Here is a 19,133-nt window from a genome sequence, read left to right as displayed (position 1 = left end):
GTCTTAACTGCTCTCACCTTGCTCCGGCATCAATTGCCGGTGCTTACTTCAATTTGCGTTTTGCCAGCTCTACCGCCAGCATGCCCACGTTACCCGCACCCTGGGTGACCACGATATCGCCCGGCTCTACCAGGTCGGCAATAATTTCCGGCACGCCGTCGATCCCTTCAACAAAGATCGGATCCAGCTGTCCGCGAGTGCGAATGGTGCGGCACAGGTGGCGACTGTCGGCGCCGGCAATCGGTTCTTCGCCGGCGCTGTAGACTTCCAGCAACACCAGCGCATCCACCGACGAGAGAACCTCGACAAAATCCTCGTACAGGTCGCGGGTACGGGTGTAACGGTGCGGCTGATAAACCATCAACAGGCGGCGTTCAGGCCAGCCGTCACGAATCGCGGCAATGGTGGCTGCTACTTCGCGGGGGTGATGACCATAGTCATCCACCAGCATGGCACTGCCGTCTTTAACATCGAAGTTGCCGTACACCTGGAAGCGTCGACCCACACCCTGGAACTGCTGCAGGCCTTGCTGGATTGCCGCATCATCAATGCCTTCGTCGGTCGCTACCGCAATGGTCGCCAGTGCGTTAAGCACATTGTGTCGACCGGGCATATTCACGGTGACGGCCAGGTCCGGCAATCCATCAGGGCGACGCGCCACAAAGCTGGTACTGAGAGTGCTCTGCTTGACATCCACCGCGCGGTAATCGTTCCCTTCTTCAAAACCGTAGGTCAGGATCGGACGGGAAACCTCCGGCATAATCTCCTGTACCACCGGGTCATCGCCGCACAGTACCGCCAACCCGTAAAACGGCAGGTTGTGCAGAAACTCAATGAAGGTTTTCTTCACGTTGGCGAAGTCGCCGCCATAGGTATCCATATGGTCGGTGTCAATATTGGTTACCACCGCCACCATGGGCTGCAGGTGCAGGAAGGAGGCATCGCTCTCATCCGCTTCCGCTACCAGATAGCGACTGGCACCCAGCTGGGCATTGGCGCCGGCGCTGTTGAGCAGACCGCCGATCACAAATGTGGGATCCCGGTCGCCGGCTGCCAGCACGGACGCCAGCAAGCTGGTGGTGGTGGTCTTACCGTGGGTACCAGCCACCGCAATACCGTGGCGGTAGCGCATCAGTTCGCCCAGCATCTCGGCGCGACGCACCACCGGAATGCGGCGTTCACGGGCACCCAGCATTTCCGGGTTGCGCTCATCCACCGCCGAAGAGTTCACCACCACATCCACGTCTTCCACATTGCTTTCGTGGTGACCGATAAAGATGGTGGCGCCCTTGTCCTGCAAGCGCTGGGTCACAGTCGACTCACGCAGATCGGAGCCGGAAATTTTGTAACCCTGGTTCAGCAGCACTTCGGCGATACCGCTCATGCCGGCGCCACCGATACCGATAAAGTGGATACGCTTAATCCGGCGCATCTCGGGAATGGTAATAATGTGCTTATTCACCATGGTTCTTCTCCTGCTTGCGACTCACCACCTGCTGGCAGTAGTCGGCGACATCACTGGCAGCGTTTGGCATTGCCAGTGCTTTGGCGTTGCGGCCCATGGTCAGCAACTGTTGACGATCTTTACTAACGCTGACGATAAACTCCGCCAGCTTCTCTTTGTTCATTTCACTTTGTGGCATCAGCACACCGGCGCTGTTGTTCACCAGCCACTCGGCGTTACGGGTCTGGTGATCATCAATGGCAAACGGGAATGGCACCAGCAGCGCACCGCGTCCAGCCAGGGTCAACTCCGAAACAGTCAGGGCTCCGGAGCGGCAAATCACCACATCGGCCCACTCGTAGGCCACAGCCATATCCGCAATAAACGCTTCTACCTGAGCCTCGACACCGGCCTGCTGGTAAGCCTCTTCGGTAACCGCAATGTGACGCTTACCGGTCTGGTGACGCACCATGGGGCGCTCTTCAACCGGCAGCTGAGCCAGAGCCGCCGGCAGTGTCTGGTTCAGCGCCAGGGCACCGAGGCTACCGCCCAACACCAGCAGGTGCATGGGCCGATCAGTCCCACACTCCAGCTCACGGACATCGGCAATCTCCGGACGCACAGGATTACCAACATGTACCGCTTCCGGCAGGCTGCCGGGAAATGCCTCCAGCACCACATTGGCCACTTTCGAGAGCCAGCGGTTGGTGGTGCCGGCCACTGCATTCTGCTCGTGGATCACCAGCGGCTTACCCAACAGGCGGGCGGCGATACCACCGGGGCCGGAAGCAAAGCCGCCCAAACCCAACACGGCATCAGCGCCGCTGCTGCGAATCACCTGCATCGCCTGCCAGACCGCGCCCAGCAACAGGAAAGGCGCCTTCACCAGGGTCAATAAACCCTTGCCGCGCACACCCTCAATCGAGAGACAGTGCAACGGGATATCGGCCGCCGGTACCAGCTCGGCCTCAATACCCCGGGCAGTGCCCAGCCACTCCACAGCGGCACCGCGTTTTTGCAGTTCCGCAGCAACCGACAACGCCGGGAATACATGGCCGCCAGTGCCGCCGGCCATGACGATAATCTTGCGGTGCAGGAGTTCCATCAGGCAGCCTCCACCACGTCAGTAAGTAATGGTGTGCGACTGCTGCCGCGGGCGCTGCGCGCCGCCTTGTCGGCACGGGCCAGGGTCTGCTGCTGCGCCTTGGCCATACGTGTGTGCAGGTCATAGTCTGCCCGCATGACCAGGCCAACCAGCATCATGGTGACCAGCAGACTGCTGCCGCCATAGCTGATAAAGGGCATGGTCAGCCCCTTGGTGGGCAACAGGCCGGAAGCAACGCCCAGGTTAATAAAGGCTTGCGCTGCAAACATCACCGCCACACCGAAAGTGGCGAAGCTGATGTAGTTTGCCCCCTGCTTCATGGCTCGCTGTGAAATATTGAGTACACAGATCACCATGCCAATAAAGACCGCCAAGATGCAGGCCACTCCCAGCAGGCCGAACTCTTCAGCAACGATGGCGAAAATAAAATCGGTATGGGCTTCGGGCAGGTAAAACAGCTTCTGCAAACTGTTGCCCAGCCCCTGCCCCAGCCACTCGCCGCGACCAAACGCGATCAGCGACTGGGTCAACTGATAGCCGCTGTTGTACTGATCGGCCCAAGGGTCGAGAAAGGTGATCAGGCGCTGCATGCGATAGGGCGACAGGGTCGCGATCAAACCTAGCCCGCCGACAGCTGCAACAAACAGAAGCAGGAATTGCCACATTCTCACGCCGGCAACAAACAACATGGCCATGACCGTGCCAGCCAACACCACCGACGCTCCGAAATCCGGCTCCAGCAACAGCAGGAAGACCAGCAGTGCCAGTGTCAGCAGCGGCTTCAATACACCGCGCCAATCTGCCAGCATCTCGGCCCCGCGACGCGCGAGGAAACTGGCGTAAAAGATAATGGCGCAGAACTTGACCACTTCGGAGGCTTGCAGCGCCAGGGGACCCAACTGCAACCAGCGCTGGCTGCCGTTGACCTTGCGGCCGATGCCCGGAATCAGTACCAGTGTCAGCAGCACCAGTGCAGCAATCAGGAACAAGCCTCCGTGCTTCTCCCACACACTCACAGGCACCATAGCGATCAGCAAGGCCGCACTCAGTCCCATGGTCCAGTAAGTGGCGTAGCGTTTGGCAAAGAACCAGCTGTCACCGTAGTAGGTTTCAGCGGTGGCCATGGAGGCGGAAGTCACCATGACCAGGCCAAAAGAGGACAGCACCATGACCCACAGCAGCAGGTGCCAGTTCACCGCTTCGTGGTTCAACACAGGTCTGGCAAAGGAAAGGCGCTTCATCCCAGCACCTCCTTTACCGCCGCCACAAACTGGCGACCGCGGTCATCATATCCGCTGAACATATCGAAACTGGCGCAGGCGGGAGAGAGCAATACGCAATCACCCGGCTGCGCCAGCTGCGCCGCCTGTTGCACCGCAGTCATCATGGAATCCGCGTGCTCGATAGGAGTGATGCCTTCAAATACCGCCGCAATTTTGTCCGCATCCTCACCGATCAGCACCAGCGCCCGCAGCTGTGCGGCAGCCTGCGCCAACGGCGCAAAGTCTGCGCCCTTGCCAACGCCACCGGCGATGAGAACGATACGACCCTGCTCCGACGCCAGCCCCTGCAGTGCCGCCAGGGTGGCACCGACGTTGGTGCCTTTGGAATCGTTGTACCAGGTAATGCCATCCTGCCCGGCCACCCACTCACAACGGTGCGGCAGACCGGCAAAGTGACGCAAGGTCTCCAGCATCGGCTCCATGCTGAGACCGGCAGCCTTACCCAGCGCCAAAGACGCCAGCGCGTTGGCCAGATTGTGGCGACCGGGCAGGCGCACGTCGCTGGCCGGCATCAGGTCAATAAACTCGTAGGCCAGCATCTCTATGCCGTTCACGGTCCGCAAACCGAAGCCGTGACGATCGGGCGCATTGAGACCGAAGCTGAACAGCTGCACACCTTCCGCCAGCGGCGGTGCAGTGAGGGGATCCTGGCGATTGATTACCACAGCGCGGGCGCCGAAATAGACCCGCTGCTTGGCCTGGTGGTAGTGAGCCAGTGAGTCGTAGCGATCCATGTGGTCTTCGCTGACGTTGAGCACCGTAGCTACTTCCGCACCGAGTCGGGCAATGGTCTCCAGCTGGAAACTGGAGAGTTCCAGCACATAGAGTTCCGCCTGCGGCTCCAGCAACAGGTCCAGCACCGGCACACCGATATTGCCGCCCACCAGCGCCCGCTTGCCACAGGCTTTGGCCATCTCACCCACCAGCGTGGTCACCGTGCTCTTGGCGTTGGAGCCGGTAATGGCGATCACCGGAGCAGAGATCTCGCGCATGAACAATTCAATATCGCCCAGCACCGGAATGCCCGCCGCGGCAGCCGCGCGAATCGCCGGATGGGCAATGGCTACACCGGGACTGACAATAATCTCGCTGGCCGCCAGCAGGGTACTTTCCTTCAGTTCGCCCAACTCCCTGGCAACCGAGGGGAATTCCACCTCGATCTCGGCCAGGGTCGGCGGCAGCTCACGGGTATCCAGCCAGACAAAAGTTCGCCCCTCGCGGGTCAAATAACGGGCAGCAGAACGACCGGTCACTCCCATACCGATCAGTACTGCCACGTTACTTTTTGCGATCAACTCTGCCACTGGCGGAATCCCTTAATCCAGGTTCTTATGCTTAACGCAGTTTCAGTGTCGCCAGGCCAAACAGCACCAGCATCACGGTGATAATCCAGAAGCGCACGATCACGCGCGGTTCCGGCCAGCCTTTCAACTCAAAATGGTGGTGCAGTGGCGCCATGCGGAAGATGCGGCGACCGGTGAGCTTGAATGAACCCACCTGCAGAATCACCGACACGGTCTCCATCACAAACACACCACCCATAATGAAGAACACAATTTCGTGGCGCACGATAACGGCGATCACGCCGAGAGCTGCCCCAAGAGCCAGCGCACCCACATCACCCATGAAGACCTGGGCGGGATAGGTGTTAAACCACAAAAAGCCCAGTCCGGCGCCACCCAAAGCGGCACAGAACACCACCAGCTCACCGGCGCCCTGTACGTAGGGGATATGCAGGTATTGGGCAAATTCCGAGTGTCCGGCCAGGTAGGCGATAACGCCCAGCGCACCGCCCACCATCACTGACGGCATGATGGCCAGGCCGTCCAGGCCATCGGTGAGGTTCACCGCGTTGCTGGAGCCGACAATGACGAAGTAGGTCAACACTATGTAGAAGATGCCCAGGTCCAGAGCCACACTCTTGAAGAAGGGCACAATCAGTTGGGTCTCGGACGGACTGGCGGCGGTGTAAAACAGGAACAGCGCCGCTCCCAGGCCGGCTACCGATTGCCAGAAGTATTTCCAGCGCGCCGGCAAACCGCGGCTGTTGGACTCCACCACCTTGCGGTAGTCATCCACCCAACCCACCAGACCGAAAATGGAGGTCACAATCAGCACCACCCACACGTAGCGGTTGCTGAGGTCCGACCAGAGCAAGGCGCTGACGAAAATAGCCGCCAGGATCAGGGTGCCACCCATGGTGGGAGTACCGGACTTGCTCAGGTGCGACTGGGGACCATCGTCGCGCACCGATTGACCGATCTGCAGGTAGTTGAGGCGGCGGATCATCCATGGTCCCAATAGCAGGGAAATACCCAGCGCGGTGAGCACACCCAGAATGGCGCGCAGCGTCAGGTACTGGAATACCGCAAAGTGGGATGAATACTGTTGCAAGTGTTCTGCAAGCCACAAAAGCATTGTTATTGTTCTCCGCCTGATGTGATTGCCTGCACGACAGATTCCATGCGCGCGCTCCGGGATCCTTTCACCAATACAACCGTATTTTCAGCAAGCTGTTGCGTTAAAAAAGCGACCAGCGACTGCTGATCCATAAAATGTTGCGAGTCCTGCCCCTGTCCGCAGACAGCGTCAAAACCCTCACTGATCCAGCGGCTGTTGTTGCCGCAGGTAAGCAGGTGGGCAATACCCTGACGGGCCAGGTCTTCACCCAGTGTCTGCAGCAACGGCTGCTGGCCATCGCCCAGCTCGCCCAGATCCCCCAGCGCCAGCCAGACATTGCGACCGGCACTTTGCAGGTCCGCCAATACCGCAGCCGCGGCACGTACCGAGCCGGGGTTGGCGTTGTAGGTGTCATCAATAACCAGCGCGTTTTGCAGACCGGCTTTTGGCACCAGGCGGCCCGCCACCGGTTGCAGCCTGGCCAGACCAGCAGCGGCCTGCACCAGGCTGACACCCACTGCCAGGGCACAGGCCGTCGCCGCCAGCGCGTTGGCTATGTTCTGCTTACCCAGCAGTGGCAGCTCTAAGCTCACCCGATCTTCAGCGGTGCAGATATCGAAGCGGTAGCGACCTGAGGCAGTCAGTTCAACGTTACTCGCGTACACCGATGCCTCATCGCGAGTGACAGAGAAGGTCACCTGATGGATATCGGCGCGGGTCTGCACCAGCTCCGCTTGCCATTCGGCGCAGTAGCTATCGTCCAGGTTCATCACCGCGGTGCCTCCCTGACGCAGGCGGCGATAGATATTGGATTTCTCCTGCGCCACGCCGCGCTCTGAACCAAAACCTTCCAGATGGGCCGCCATCACGTTATTCACCAGCGATACGGTTGGCTCTGCCAGCCCCGCCAGATAATCGATCTCGCCCATGCCACTGGCGCCCATCTCAATCACCGCGCAGGCACTGCCTGCGGGCATGGCCAACAGGGTCATGGGTACGCCAATATGGTTGTTGAGATTACCACGGGTGGCGTGCACATCACCGAGACAGGCGGTGATCGCCACCAGCATCTCCTTGACGGTGGTTTTGCCGCAACTGCCGGTGAGACCGATCAGCGGCCCGCCATACTGTTGACGACTTAACTGTGCCAGCTGTCCCAATGCCTTGGTGGTATCCGCCACCTGCAACTGCGGCCACCCCAGCGTCGGGTCAACCGTTTCGACAATGGCAGCAACCGCGCCGGCATCCCGGGCAGTGGCGAGAAAATCGTGAGCGTCAAAGCGCTCTCCCTTCAGGGCCACAAAACAGTCACCGGCAGTCACGGAACGGGTATCGGTACTGACACGGGCGAAGCTGACATCAGCGCCGTGCAGGGTAGCCTGCAGCGGCGTAATCAGGGCGGATAGCGGCATGGCATCAATCACTGCACACCTCCCGCACGTCGTTCCAGCAACACTTTCCCGGCCACAGCCAGGTCGCTGAAGGGCAATTTTTCCGTACCGATCTGCTGATAATCTTCATGACCCTTGCCGGCAATCAGTACACAGTCGCCAGCTTCGGCCTGCGCCACCGCCAGTCGGATGGCCTGCTCCCTGTCCACTTCCACCAGCACACCGCTGCGATCGCTGATGCCTTGCACAATATCGTCAATAATCGCCTGTGGTTCTTCTGTACGCGGGTTGTCACTGGTGATCACCACACGGTCAGCCAACTGCTCTGCCACTTGCGCCATCAATGGACGCTTGCCCTTGTCACGGTCGCCGCCGCAGCCAAACACACACCAGATTTTCTGTTTGGTGTGGGCACGCAGCGCCTGCAGGACAGACTCCAGCGCGTCGGCGGTATGGGCGAAATCCACCAGCACGTTGATATCCGAATCCACCTCTACCGCCTGCAGTCGTCCAGCCACCGGATGCAGCTGTGACAACACTGAGAGAATGCTCGCCACACTGAACCCCTGGGCGTAGGCCGCAGCGATCACCACCAGCAAATTGCTGAGGTTAAATTCTCCCCAGATGGCTAGCTGCAGGTCGAACTCGCCCTCGGGGGTGACCAGTTCGGCATCGATACCACCGGCGTGGTAGCGCACCTGACTGACCATGAAGTCAGCCTTGCCCTGCAGGCTGCAGGTCAACACACGGCAGTGCCCGGCGGCACGTGCAATAAACTCGGCAGCCACAGGATCATCAGCATTCACTACCGCTGACTGCAGCGACGGGAAATCCATCAACTTCAGCTTGGCAGCCACGTAGCTGTTCATATCACCGTGGTAATCCAGGTGATCGCGGCCGATGTTGGTAAACACCGCCACATCCACACTCACACCAGCCAGACGACGCTGGTCGAGACTGTGGGAGGAAGCTTCCATCACCACAGCGGCCGTACCCTGATCCAGCATTTGCCGCAGGATGCGCTGCAGGGAAACAGCGTCCGGCGTGGTCAGACCGGTGGCAACCACCTCTTCACCGACCCGGCCAAAACCCAGGGTACCGACACTGGCAGCCGGCGTTCCCAGCAGTTGCAGCAGTTGCGCCAGCCACTGGGTGGTGGTGGTCTTGCCGTTAGTGCCCGTTATAGCGGTCACCGTCATATCCTGCGATGGTTCGCCGTAGTAACGCCCGGCCAATTCGCTGATGCGCTCACCCAGCTGCGGAACCCTGACGCGCAACACCTGCTGCGCATCGGTCATCGCGTGGTAATTGTCACCGCTTTCAAAAATCACCCTGGCACCACGGTCCCGGGCGTCCGCTATAAATTTCTCACCATGGGTCAGGGTACCGCTCACAGCCAGGAAACTGTCGCCCGGCTGCACCTGGCGGCTGTCGAGCTGCAGTGCGCCAACCAGCGTCGCCGCACACTCTGAAAACGACAAAGCGGGCAGCAGCTGCCCGAGCGAAATTTGTCTGTCGACGGCGGCCATCATGTCAGCGGCCCTCGCTCAGTGACGCCCTTTGCCTCTGCCTGCTGCAACCTGGGCGGGACGTGCAATAACCGCAGAGCGCCCTCCGCCACCTTGGCGAATACCGGCGCGGCCACTTCACCACCGAAATACTTACCGGAGGCAGGCTCTTCAATCACCACCACAGCCACTACCCGCGGGTCGGCCGCTGGCGCCAGTCCGGCAAAGACTGAGCGGTAACGATCTTCGGCATAGCCGTGGGTACCGATTTTATGCACGGTGCCGGTCTTACCGGCCGCAGGATAGGATTCAATCTGCGCCTGCTTGCCAGTACCTTCGTTACCCAGAACGGTCTCCAGCATGGTGATCACCTGGCGGGTGTAGCGCGGCTCAACCACGGGCGTTCCCTGCACCTTGGCAGGTTGATCCACACGCATCATGCTGAGGGGATAGCGCACGCCATCGTTGGCCACCACGGCGTAGGCTTGCGCCAGCTGTAGGGCAGTGACGGTCATACCGTATCCAAACGCGAAGTTGGCGCGCTCGATGGGGGTCCAGCGGCTGCGATTGGGCAACAGGCCCACGCCCTCACCGGGAAAGCCGACACCGGTGCCCTGTCCCAGCCCGAGCCGGTAGAACATGTCACGCACGGTTTGCGGCTCCAGATCCAGCGCCACCTTGCTGATACCTACCTGGCTGGATTTGGTGATGACTTTGGTGAGATCGATCATGCCGTAGTTTTTCGGATCCACCAGGGTCTTCTTGCCAACACGGATATAGCCGGGGTTGGTATCGATCAGGGTGTGCGGCTTGTAGCGGCCGGTCTCCAGCGCCGCCATCGCGGTCAGCGGCTTCATGGGAGAGCCGGGCTCGAACTGATCAGTAATAGCACGATTGCGCAGCGCAGCCATCTGCATACCGGTACGGTCATTGGGGTTGTAGGAGGGCTGGTTCACCATCGCCAGTACTTCGCCGGTTTTAACGTCCAGCAATACCAGCGAGCCGGACTTGGCGCGGTGACGGGCCACGGCGGCTTTCAGTTCACGGTAGGCGAGATACTGCATGCGCATGTCGATACTGAGGTGCACATCGGCACCGGTGCGGGGCGCTACCAGCTCACCGTCGTCACGCACAACGCGACCCTTCAGATCCTTCACCACACGCTTGGAGCCGGGCACACCGGTGAGGGCGCGATCAAACGCCAGCTCGATACCTTCCTGGCCCATACCATCAATATTGGTAAAGCCCACAATATGGGCAGCAACTTCACCGGCGGGGTAAAAGCGTTGATATTCCGTGGTGCCATGCACACCCGGCCAGCGGTTGGCGAGAATGGCCTCCGCATCCTGTGGTGGCATATGGCGCTTCAGGTAGACAAACTCCTTGCCGCTGTAGCGCTTGAGTTTCTCCCGCAGGTCTCGCTCTTTCTCTCCCAGGGCGCGAGCCAATGGTGCCAGCGCTGGACTGTCCTGTGGCAATTCCTGCGGGTTGAGCCACAGAGAAACCACCGGCGTGCTCACCGCCAGCGGCTCGCCATTGCGATCGGCAATAACGCCACGGTGCGCAGGAATCACCTCGGTACGGACGGTACGGGCATCGCCCTGGCCCTGCAGGAACTCGAAGCCTTTATCTTCACCGGGGATTACCTGCAGGCGCGCCACGTGCCACAGCAGCAAGCTCATCAGAGTCGCGAGCAGCACCACCGCCAGCGCAAAGCGCCAGCGGGCTACAGCCAGCTTTTCTGACGGCAACGCACTTGTCAGCACGGATTTCGCGTTCACTCAGACACCATCACCAGTTGTTCCCCCCGGGGGACGACCATCTGCAACTTCTCAGTTGCTTCTTTTTCTATTCGACCGTAAGCCGACCAGGCACTCTGCTCCAGCAGATACTGCCCCCACTGCACATGCAGCTGGTTGGCTTCACGACGCAAAACTTCCAGTTGATTGACTTTCTGCCGGGTGAGATGGGCAGTGCGCACCACGGCCAGCGCGCTCACCAGCACCGCCGACCACAGCAGCACCAGCATCAACCACCATCTCCAGCTGTAGCGTTCCGCCACACCAATCACCCGCTTCGTTATTGTATTTTTTCTGCCACCCGCATCACCGCACTGCGGGAACGAACATTGGCATTAACCTCTTCTGCCGAGGCTTTTACTGCCTTACCAACGGAGCGCAAACGTTTATTGAGTTGCGCCTCGGTCACCGGCAAGCCCTTGGGCAGCTGTAATCCCTTTTCGTGGTGACGAATAAAACGCTTAACAATGCGATCTTCCAGGGAGTGAAAACTGATCACCACCAGGCGCCCGCCGGGTTTGAGGATTTCCAGCGCCTGATCCAGAAGCCCTTCCAGATCCGACAGCTCGTCGTTCACCCGGATACGGATTGCCTGGAACGCACGGGTAGCGGGGTTTTTGCCTTTTTCCCAGGCGGGATTGGCCTCCGCTACCACATTAGCCAGCTGCAGGGTGCGGGTAAAAGGATCCTGCACGCGTCGCTGCACAATGGCCCGGGCTATCCGCTTCGCAAATCGCTCTTCGCCGTAATCTTTCAGAACCTGCGCAATTTCCGCTTCGGGTGCGCTGTTTACCCAGTCCGCAGCACTCATGCCACGGCTGTCGTCCATCCGCATATCCAGCGGACCGTCCTGCAAGAAGCTGAAGCCACGATCCGCCTCATCCAGTTGCGGGGAGGAAACACCCAGATCCACCAGTACGCCGTCCACTTTGCCGACCGCGTCCCGCTCCCGAGCGAACTCCTGCAACTGCGCAAACGAACCGTGCTGAATAGTGAAACGAGCATCCAGCTCCTGCAGCGCCTTGCCGGTGGCGATCGCCCGGGGGTCCTTATCCACCCCCAACAAACGCCCGCCGGACTGCAATCTTTCCAGGATCAGGCGACTGTGACCGCCACGCCCGAAGGTTCCATCCACATAAAAACCGTTGCCATCAACGATCAGGGCATCGACTGCCTCGTGCAGCAGTACGGTTACATGGTTATCCGTCATGCCCGGCCCTTTACAGTGACAAGTTCAGCAGTTCGTCCGGCAACTCGCCGTCATCCTGCGCATCCAGCTGGGCATTCCAGCCCTCTTCGCTCCACAGCTCGGCCTTATCACTCAGACCCACAAACACCAGCTTCTTATCCAGGCTGGCGTAATCCCGCAGGATTTGTGGCAACAGGATCCGCCCGTTGCTGTCCAGCTCCACCTCGGTGGCGTTACCCAACACCAGGCGCTGCAGGCGGCGGGTCGCGGGATGGGAGTTGTTCAGGCCGGCAATCTTCTTGCTAAGAACCTGCCACTGGGGCTCCGGATAGATCATGAGACAACGCTCATAGGGGCTGGCAGTCACGATCAGGCGTCCCTCACAGGCAGCCGCCAGCGGATCGCGATACTTGCTCGGTATCGCCATTCGGCCTTTGGCATCCATGTTGATGGGCAGACTGCCTTGAAACACGCTTATCCCCGGAGTTATTTGATGCCTGATTACCACTCACCGCCACTCAGACACCACTAATAAACACTTTTATCCACTTTTCACCACCGCCAGTGTAATTCTGCGGGGTTCAAAGTCAAGGAAGCAAATGGGCGAAAACGCACGAAACGGCGCGGAACTTCGGGGAATATGTAAGGATTGTGAAAGCATCACGAAGGCCGGAAAAAACAAACATCAGGATTTTCAGGACAATAGAAGCCGAACTTAAAGTAATACTTTAAGTGTAAGAATTATTCTTTCTTTGAGGTTTGCGCCTATAGAAGCAACAGGCATATATAGGAAGAGGCACTTCTTTTACATCGGAGCGGCTTTCGCCCGCCGTCCGGGATCGACCTGCAGCCGCCCCGAAAGACCTGTACATAGATACAGGCAAATCAACAGTGCGTCAACCCATGCCTGACGCATTCAACGACCAGCCTGCCGGACACACCGACCAAACTTTCCACTTCGCCGATCAGGTGCCACGGGAGGCATGATACAAGCTCGCCGAACAAGGGTCTACGATTGCGGCCAGTCAGCAGCTCTCCCGTCTTATATATGGCAATGGCAAGACGGTGGTGAGGCGCTTGAGACGGGAGCGCCCGAGCCGTGGCACGCAGATATAAAGCCTCTACGCCCCACGGCCTGGCAAGGAAAATTGAAGCCGGTCGATAAGCCGGGTTCTGTCATGGACAGTCATTCATCTAGGCCCTGCGTCACCACAGGGCTCAAGCAACCTACCCGCCCTCAGTGCGGGTCACACCATCGAGGGCCTATTTGGTCTTGCTCCGAACGGGGTTTACCGTGCCACGAACTGTTACCAGTCGCGCGGTGGGCTCTTACCCCACCCTTTCACCCTTACCTGTGCCTCAAGGAGGCCATCGGCGGTCTGCTCTCTGCTGCACTTTCCGTAGGCTTGCGCCCCCCAGGCGTTACCTGGCGTTCCACCCTATGGAGCCCGGACTTTCCTCCCCCTGCACGCAGGCGGCGACTGTCTGACCAGCTTCGGGCGCAAGACTAGCGGCGCCCCCTGCAAACATCAAGCACAATCTGTAGCGGCAGGCCCGACCGGTGCCCACGTCATCAGCTCACAACAATCGGGGTATACTGCGCCCCACCGTACCGATCTGCAGTGAAACGGAGTACTGCCCATGAGTGAAGCCCCGCTGGGTATCAACCTGCACGTGGAAGGCGCCATTGCCACCATCACCCTCAACCAGCCCCAGCGCCACAACTCGCTGGACGGGGATGACATCGCGCAACTGCAACAGCATCTGCAAACCATCGCCGCCGACAAGGCCGTACGGGTACTGATCATCACCGGCAGTGGCGATCGCAGCTTCTGTTCCGGCGCTGCCCTGGACCAGCTCGGCTCCGGCTCCATCAGCGGTGAATTGTTTGCAGAGATGAACGACCGCATTGCGGATGTTGCCGTGCCCACCATCTGCGCCCTCAATGGCAGCGCCTACGGTGGTGGCTCGGAGATTGGACTGGCATGCGACTTCCGCATAGGCGTTGAAGGGATGCGGGTGTTTGTGCCGCCGGCGCGCATCGGGCTCTGCTACCCGGTGAATGGTATCAGGCGCTTTGTCAGCGTGCTGGGCATTCACACCGCCAAACGATTGCTGTTGGCCAGTGAGGAGTTCAATGCAGAACAGCTGCTCGGCATCGGCTACCTGACCCAGCTGGTCAAACCGGATCAGCTGCAGGCTGCCACGCAGCAACTGGCACAGCGCCTCGCCGGTTACGCACCGCTGGCGCTACAGGCCATGAAAGCCATCAGCGATCGCGCCGCCGGTGAAACACTGGACCTGGAGACTGCCAACCAGCTGGCCGCAGCCTGCAACCGCTCCGCCGATCTGCAGGAGGGATTTTTGGCCCGGCAGGAAAAACGCCCGCCGGTCTTCAGGGGGGAGTAGCTCGCTGCCACCGGCGTGCTATTAAGGCTGCTGCTCCAGCGCCCACTGGTAGAGCAGCTTTTTGCGCACTCCGGTAATCTCCGCCGCCAGCTGACTGGCCTGTTTGACCGACAGTTCTGCCAGCAGGATGGTCATAATGCGGCGGGCATCTTCATCCAGACCCTCGCCGGCATCCGCCTCCCGTCCGCGCACCATCAGCACCATCTCACCGCGCCGCTGGTTGGGATCTGCAGCCACAAACTCGCACAGTGACTGCAGCGAACCACCCACAATGGTCTCAAAGGTTTTGGTCAGCTCCCGCGCCAGCACCGCCTCCCGTTCAGCGCCGAACGCCAGCGCCATATCAGCCAGGCACTCTTCAATCCGATGCGGCGCCTCGTAGAAAATCAGGGTGCGGGTCTCGGCCACCAGCGTTTGCAGCCGGTTCTGTCGCTGCCCGCTTTTGGGCGGCAGAAAGCCCTCAAAACTGAAGCGGTCCGAAGGCAGCCCGGAGGCACTGAGAGCCGCCACCAGCGCACAGGCACCCGGTACCGGTACAACGCGAACCCCGGCTTCCCGCGCCCGCCGCACCAGCCGGTACCCCGGGTCGGACACCAGTGGCGTGCCGGCATCAGAGATCAACGCCACCGACTCGCCGCTCAATAAACGAGCAACCAGTGCCTGCACCTGACGGCCATCACTGTGATCGTGATAGGCCAGCAGCGGCGTCTGAATACCAAAGTGCGACAGAAGTCGCGCACTGTGCCGGGTATCTTCCGCGGCGATGACATCCACCGTTTGAAGTGTCTCAATCGCTCGCGGTACCATATCGCCCAAATTACCAATGGGTGTCGCCACCACATAAAGTGCAGACTGGTTCGGTGCGGATACGGTCTCCGTCATGGTAGATTCTCTTTACAGTCAATAAATGTTGCTTTGAGCTTCGGATTCCCGGGAGTGAAACCCTATGACCCTTCTTCGCAAGTCAGGCCGCCTCGCTGCAGCCGGCCTGATTGGACTCGTGCTGTATGGGTGCAGCTCTCCCCAACCGACGGACAACAGCAGCGGGCAGGCACAGCACTTTACACAAGCGGAAATCCGCCAGATGCTCACCCAGGCGCAGAGCGCTGCTTCCCCCCAGCGGGAGCACTTCCTGTTGCAAGCCGCAGCCGCCATGCACGCCAACGGCGAATTGCACAAGGCGCACAACCTGCTCACTCCGCTCGACCCCGACCAGCTGAGCAACGACGATTTCGTCCTCTATACACTGATCTACAGTGACACAGCCCTCGCTGAGCAGTCCTATTTTCTGGCCCAGCGCATTCTAACCAACCCCCGCCTCAATCAACAGTGGCAGCGGTTGCCGGCCGAGCAGGAGATACCTCTGCGGGAGCGACGGGCGACGTTGTTCAGCACCCTGGGCGAGACCGCCGCCAGCATCCAGGAACGACTGTTACTGCAATCGCTGCTGCAGGATCCGGAGATGCTCCGCGCCAACCAGGAAGCGCTGTGGCAGTCGCTGATGACCATGGATGAAGCGGAGATTGACCTGCGCCGGAAGCAGGCCAAACAAACCGCCAAAAATGAGCTGCAGGGCTGGTATGAACTGGCCGCCATCAGCAAGCACAATCCCAGTGACCTGCAACAGCAATTGCAACAGGTAAACCGCTGGATTGCACGCTGGCCGGAACACCCCGCCAGCTTTAACCTGCCCGCCGACCTGCAACTGCTGCAACAACTGGTTAACGAGCAACCCAGGCAGGTGGCCCTGTTGCTTCCTCAACAAGGGAGCCTGGCAAGGGCCGGACGCGCTGTGCGCGACGGCTTTATGGCCGCTTATTTCAACGCCCGCCAGAACGGCGCCAGAGTGCCCGACGTACGCTTCTACGACAGCGCCAAGGGTGACATCTACAGCCAGTACAATCGCGCCGTTGCCGATGGCGCCGAGCTGATCATTGGCCCACTGGACAAGCAGATGGTCAACCTGCTGAGCCAGCAGAAAGATCTGCCGGTACCGACCCTGGCCGTGAACTACAGCGACCAGAGCGCCGAGACTACCGACAACCTGTTCCAGTTCGGGCTCTCTACCGAAGACGAAGCCAGCCAGACCGCGCAGCGTGCGTGGATTGAAGGCCACCGCTACGCCCTGATCCTGACCAACGACAGCAGCTGGTCCACCCGCAGCGCCGACGCCTTCCGCAACGCCTGGGAAGCCCTCGGCGGCAAAGTGCTGAACCGCAGCAGCTTTGCCGGCAGCGGCGACTACTCCAACGTCATCCGCAGCGCCCTGCAGATCGATAACAGCCAGAAACGCGCCCGGGACCTGCGAGCACAGATCGGACGCAGTTTCGAATTTGAGCCCCGCCGCCGCCAGGACGCCGACTTTCTCTATCTGGTAGCCACGCCGGACCAGGCGCGCCAGGTAAAGCCAACCCTGGCCTTCCACTACGCCAGTGACCTGCCGGTGTATGCCAGCAGCCACATTTATACCGGCAGCAACGACCCCAAACTGGATCGCGACATGGACGGCATCCGCTTCTCTACCTTGCCGTGGTTTTTTGACAGCGAAGATGCCGTGCGCAAAAGCATTCTGCGGGAAGCCGGCTCCTCCGGCTCATTCGAGAAACTCTACGCCCTGGGCGCCGACAGTTTTCAGATCTACCCCAGGCTGAAACAGCTGCAGGTCACTCCCTATCTGCGACTGCACGGACTTACCGGCGCACTCAGCATGAACGACAAGGGGCTGATTGAACGTGAGCAGGTGTGGGCCACCATGAAAGGTGGCAGTGCCCGCTCGCTACCCCGGGTTGTCAGCGACAGCCAGCCCGGCAGCTGACACCGCTACCACCTCAACCGGACAGCAGCGCAAGGAGGCACCCATGTTCGGCAAACCGGGATCCGGGAGTAAACTGCGCAGTCCGCGACAGCGCACCGGTGCAGAGCATGAACAGGCAGCGGAACAATTTCTGCTGCAGCAGGGACTAACCCTGTTGCAGCGCAACTTCTGGTGCAAGTTGGGTGAGATTGATCTCATCATGCGCGACGGCGAGCAACTGGTCTTTATCGAAGTCCGCTATCGCAAGCACGCCGGCTATGGCCTGGCACAGGAGACAGTGACAGCCGCCAAGCAGCGCAAATTGGTGCGGGCAGCTCAGTATTACCTGCTGCACAATGGCAGCGACGATCCGCCCTGTCGTTTTGACGTGGTGGCAGTACACCAACAACAGCCGCTGGAGTGGATCCGGAACGCCTTCGGCGCAGAGTAAGACAGCCACAAACCACGGCTTGAACGGGACACTATGGAACAACGCATAATTACGCTTTTTCACGAGAGCATTGAGGCCAAGATGCAGGCCGGCGAGTACCTGGCGCCACTGCTGTGTGAAGCCAGTGAAATGCTGGTGCACTGCCTGGTCAACGAAGGCCGTATACTGGTGGCCGGCAACGGTATCAGCGCCGCCAATGCGCAGATTCTCAGCGCCAGCCTCTGCAACCGCTTTGAGCGTGAACGCCCTGGCCTTCCTGCCATGACCCTGGGCATGGACGTTACCACCCAGACCGCCATCGCCTGTGACATCAGCTTCAATGAAATTTACGCCCGCCAGGTTCGCGCCCTGGGCCATCCCGGTGATGTACTGGTACTGATCTCCACCACCGGCAACCCCAACAACCTGGTGCAGGCCGTCGCCGCCGCACACGAACGCGACATGAACGTGATCGCCCTGGCCGGTCCGGACGGCGGCAACATGGCATCGGTACTGGACGCCCATGATCTGGAACTGCGGGTGCCGGTTTACGACACTGTGCGCCTGCACGAAATACACCTGTTGAGTATTTTCTGTCTCTGCGATCTTGTCGATCAGCAGTTATTCGGAGGAGAAGAATGCTGAAAACCCTGCAATACGGCACACTGATAAGCCTGATCACCGCTGTGATTGGCTGCACGTCAGTGGTCGACGCCACCACCGAGCGTCCGGTGCAGTTCAACCCCGGCAAACGCACACTCGGTGCCCTGATTGATGATCAGCAGCTGGAAATTGCCGCGGCGGTAAATATCCGCAAAGCGGATGAGGTGCTGGACAACTCCCACATCAACGTCGTGGCCTTTAACGGTATTCTCCTGCTCACCGGCCAGGTACCGCGCCACGACTTGCGCACACTGGCCGGCGACACCGCCAAGCGCATCCACGGTGTGCGCCAGGTCTTCAATGAGATTCAGGTTCAGGGCACCACCTCCCTTCTCGCCCGCGCCAACGACAGCTGGCTGACCACCAAGGTCAAAAGCACGCTGATCGGCCACAAGGACATCGACAGCGGCCGCATCAAGGTGGTGTCGGAAGATGGCGTGGTCTACCTGATGGGCCTCCTGTCACAGACTGAAGCCGCCAAGGCGGCCAGTGTGGTCAGCAATATCGGTGGCGTACAGAAAGTGGTCAAGGCGTTCGAATACATCAACTGATCCCACTGCTACGCAGTCGCAGCGGTTTGTGCATATACTTGAAGTGCAAGGCTGCCCGGTGGAGCGCAAACCGCAGAGGACAGCTACAGGTTTACTGCCGCCACCTCCGGTGCTGAACACCAGCCGCGCATAGGCAAGACGATGCACGGCCAGTTGCTGACGAACGT

17 protein-coding genes and 1 other RNA gene are annotated in these 19,133 nt (G+C 60.0%); 5 read left to right on the top strand and 13 right to left on the bottom strand.

The genetic code is table 11. The features are described from left to right. Positions 1 to 43: 43 nt before the first annotated feature. The 12 genes from murC to rnpB all read right to left on the bottom strand — a co-directional run bounded on the left by murC (position 44) and on the right by rnpB (position 13,616). Complete coding sequence (gene murC, locus GSF27_RS14995; protein ID WP_160970592.1) at positions 44 to 1,465, bottom strand: UDP-N-acetylmuramate--L-alanine ligase; 1,422 nt, start codon at positions 1,463 to 1,465, stop codon at positions 44 to 46. Next, positions 1,455 to 2,549 (bottom strand): undecaprenyldiphospho-muramoylpentapeptide beta-N-acetylglucosaminyltransferase, encoded by a 1,095-nt coding sequence (gene murG / locus GSF27_RS14990; protein WP_160970590.1) that lies wholly within the window; start codon positions 2,547 to 2,549, stop codon positions 1,455 to 1,457. The genes murC and murG overlap by 11 nt, the downstream gene beginning before the upstream one ends. Next, complete coding sequence (ftsW, locus tag GSF27_RS14985; RefSeq protein ID WP_160970588.1) at positions 2,549 to 3,790, bottom strand: putative lipid II flippase FtsW; 1,242 nt, start codon at positions 3,788 to 3,790, stop codon at positions 2,549 to 2,551. The genes murG and ftsW overlap by 1 nt, the downstream gene beginning before the upstream one ends. Further along, positions 3,787 to 5,136 (bottom strand): UDP-N-acetylmuramoyl-L-alanine--D-glutamate ligase, encoded by a 1,350-nt coding sequence (gene murD / locus GSF27_RS14980; RefSeq protein ID WP_370462618.1) that lies wholly within the window; start codon positions 5,134 to 5,136, stop codon positions 3,787 to 3,789. The genes ftsW and murD overlap by 4 nt, the downstream gene beginning before the upstream one ends. 31 nt (positions 5,137 to 5,167) lie before the next feature. Further along, positions 5,168 to 6,250, bottom strand: a complete 1,083-nt coding sequence (mraY, locus tag GSF27_RS14975; RefSeq protein ID WP_160970586.1) for a phospho-N-acetylmuramoyl-pentapeptide-transferase — start codon at positions 6,248 to 6,250, stop codon at positions 5,168 to 5,170. 2 nt (positions 6,251 to 6,252) lie between these two features. Continuing rightward, positions 6,253 to 7,656 carry a UDP-N-acetylmuramoyl-tripeptide--D-alanyl-D-alanine ligase gene (murF, locus tag GSF27_RS14970; protein WP_160970584.1) on the bottom strand — a complete coding sequence of 468 codons (1,404 nt, stop codon included), beginning with the start codon at positions 7,654 to 7,656 and terminating at the stop codon, positions 6,253 to 6,255. Continuing rightward, positions 7,653 to 9,104 carry a UDP-N-acetylmuramoyl-L-alanyl-D-glutamate--2,6-diaminopimelate ligase gene (locus GSF27_RS14965; protein ID WP_160970582.1) on the bottom strand — a complete coding sequence of 484 codons (1,452 nt, stop codon included), beginning with the start codon at positions 9,102 to 9,104 and terminating at the stop codon, positions 7,653 to 7,655. The genes murF and GSF27_RS14965 overlap by 4 nt, the downstream gene beginning before the upstream one ends. 47 nt (positions 9,105 to 9,151) lie before the next feature. Continuing rightward, positions 9,152 to 10,912, bottom strand: a complete 1,761-nt coding sequence (locus GSF27_RS14960; protein WP_370462617.1) for a peptidoglycan D,D-transpeptidase FtsI family protein — start codon at positions 10,910 to 10,912, stop codon at positions 9,152 to 9,154. After that, positions 10,909 to 11,193, bottom strand: a complete 285-nt coding sequence (ftsL, locus tag GSF27_RS14955) for a cell division protein FtsL (protein ID WP_370462616.1) — start codon at positions 11,191 to 11,193, stop codon at positions 10,909 to 10,911. The genes GSF27_RS14960 and ftsL overlap by 4 nt, the downstream gene beginning before the upstream one ends. 17 nt (positions 11,194 to 11,210) lie before the next feature. Further along, the gene (gene rsmH / locus GSF27_RS14950) at positions 11,211 to 12,140 is read right to left on the bottom strand and encodes a 16S rRNA (cytosine(1402)-N(4))-methyltransferase RsmH (protein ID WP_160970580.1); all 930 of its coding nucleotides are present in this window, start codon (positions 12,138 to 12,140) and stop codon (positions 11,211 to 11,213) included. Positions 12,141 to 12,150: 10 nt separating this feature from the next. Next, positions 12,151 to 12,591, bottom strand: a complete 441-nt coding sequence (gene mraZ, locus GSF27_RS14945) for a division/cell wall cluster transcriptional repressor MraZ (RefSeq protein ID WP_370462615.1) — start codon at positions 12,589 to 12,591, stop codon at positions 12,151 to 12,153. Between the two features lie 674 nt (positions 12,592 to 13,265). Next, positions 13,266 to 13,616, bottom strand: an RNA gene (rnpB, locus tag GSF27_RS14940) — RNase P RNA component class A. Positions 13,617 to 13,760: 144 nt separating this feature from the next. Here rnpB and GSF27_RS14935 point away from each other — a divergent pair. After that, complete coding sequence (locus GSF27_RS14935; protein ID WP_160970578.1) at positions 13,761 to 14,528, top strand: enoyl-CoA hydratase/isomerase family protein; 768 nt, start codon at positions 13,761 to 13,763, stop codon at positions 14,526 to 14,528. Positions 14,529 to 14,549: 21 nt separating this feature from the next. On the opposite strand, the gene rsmI is transcribed toward GSF27_RS14935, so the two are convergent. After that, the gene (rsmI, locus tag GSF27_RS14930; protein ID WP_160970576.1) at positions 14,550 to 15,410 is read right to left on the bottom strand and encodes a 16S rRNA (cytidine(1402)-2'-O)-methyltransferase; all 861 of its coding nucleotides are present in this window, start codon (positions 15,408 to 15,410) and stop codon (positions 14,550 to 14,552) included. Between the two features lie 64 nt (positions 15,411 to 15,474). Here rsmI and GSF27_RS14925 point away from each other — a divergent pair, with 64 nt between their 5' ends. From GSF27_RS14925 to GSF27_RS14910, 4 genes are read left to right on the top strand one after another with little or no spacing between them, the layout of a single operon-like run. Beyond that, positions 15,475 to 17,343 (top strand): penicillin-binding protein activator, encoded by a 1,869-nt coding sequence (locus GSF27_RS14925; protein WP_160970574.1) that lies wholly within the window; start codon positions 15,475 to 15,477, stop codon positions 17,341 to 17,343. Between the two features lie 43 nt (positions 17,344 to 17,386). Beyond that, entirely contained in the window at positions 17,387 to 17,773 is a 387-nt protein-coding gene (locus GSF27_RS14920) for a YraN family protein (RefSeq protein WP_202410473.1), read from the top strand. A gap of 33 nt (positions 17,774 to 17,806) precedes the next feature. Continuing rightward, positions 17,807 to 18,397 carry an SIS domain-containing protein gene (locus GSF27_RS14915; RefSeq protein WP_160970572.1) on the top strand — a complete coding sequence of 197 codons (591 nt, stop codon included), beginning with the start codon at positions 17,807 to 17,809 and terminating at the stop codon, positions 18,395 to 18,397. Continuing rightward, positions 18,391 to 18,966, top strand: a complete 576-nt coding sequence (locus tag GSF27_RS14910; RefSeq protein WP_160970570.1) for a BON domain-containing protein — start codon at positions 18,391 to 18,393, stop codon at positions 18,964 to 18,966. The genes GSF27_RS14915 and GSF27_RS14910 overlap by 7 nt, the downstream gene beginning before the upstream one ends. Positions 18,967 to 19,133 lie beyond the last annotated feature (167 nt).

The organism is Pseudomaricurvus sp. HS19 (assembly GCF_009857815.1).
Classification (GTDB): Bacteria; Pseudomonadota; Gammaproteobacteria; order Pseudomonadales; family Cellvibrionaceae; genus Pseudomaricurvus.
This window is presented reverse-complemented; position numbering and strand designations above follow the sequence as displayed.

Bases quoted from the DNA above. Each gene is read 5' to 3' on its own strand.
- murG (WP_160970590.1), bottom strand. From the start codon at position 2,549: ATGGAACTCCTGCACCGCAAGATTATCGTCATGGCCGGCGGCACTGGC.
- GSF27_RS14915 (WP_160970572.1), top strand. From the start codon at position 17,807: ATGGAACAACGCATAATTACGCTTTTTCACGAGAGCATTGAGGCCAAG.
- murC (WP_160970592.1), bottom strand. From the start codon at position 1,465: ATGGTGAATAAGCACATTATTACCATTCCCGAGATGCGCCGGATTAAG.
- ftsW (WP_160970588.1), bottom strand. From the start codon at position 3,790: ATGAAGCGCCTTTCCTTTGCCAGACCTGTGTTGAACCACGAAGCGGTG.
- GSF27_RS14925 (WP_160970574.1), top strand. From the start codon at position 15,475: ATGACCCTTCTTCGCAAGTCAGGCCGCCTCGCTGCAGCCGGCCTGATT.
- mraY (WP_160970586.1), bottom strand. From the start codon at position 6,250: ATGCTTTTGTGGCTTGCAGAACACTTGCAACAGTATTCATCCCACTTT.
- GSF27_RS14910 (WP_160970570.1), top strand. From the start codon at position 18,391: ATGCTGAAAACCCTGCAATACGGCACACTGATAAGCCTGATCACCGCT.
- rsmH (WP_160970580.1), bottom strand. From the start codon at position 12,140: ATGACGGATAACCATGTAACCGTACTGCTGCACGAGGCAGTCGATGCC.
- GSF27_RS14920 (WP_202410473.1), top strand. From the start codon at position 17,387: ATGTTCGGCAAACCGGGATCCGGGAGTAAACTGCGCAGTCCGCGACAG.
- rsmI (WP_160970576.1), bottom strand. From the start codon at position 15,410: ATGACGGAGACCGTATCCGCACCGAACCAGTCTGCACTTTATGTGGTG.
- GSF27_RS14935 (WP_160970578.1), top strand. From the start codon at position 13,761: ATGAGTGAAGCCCCGCTGGGTATCAACCTGCACGTGGAAGGCGCCATT.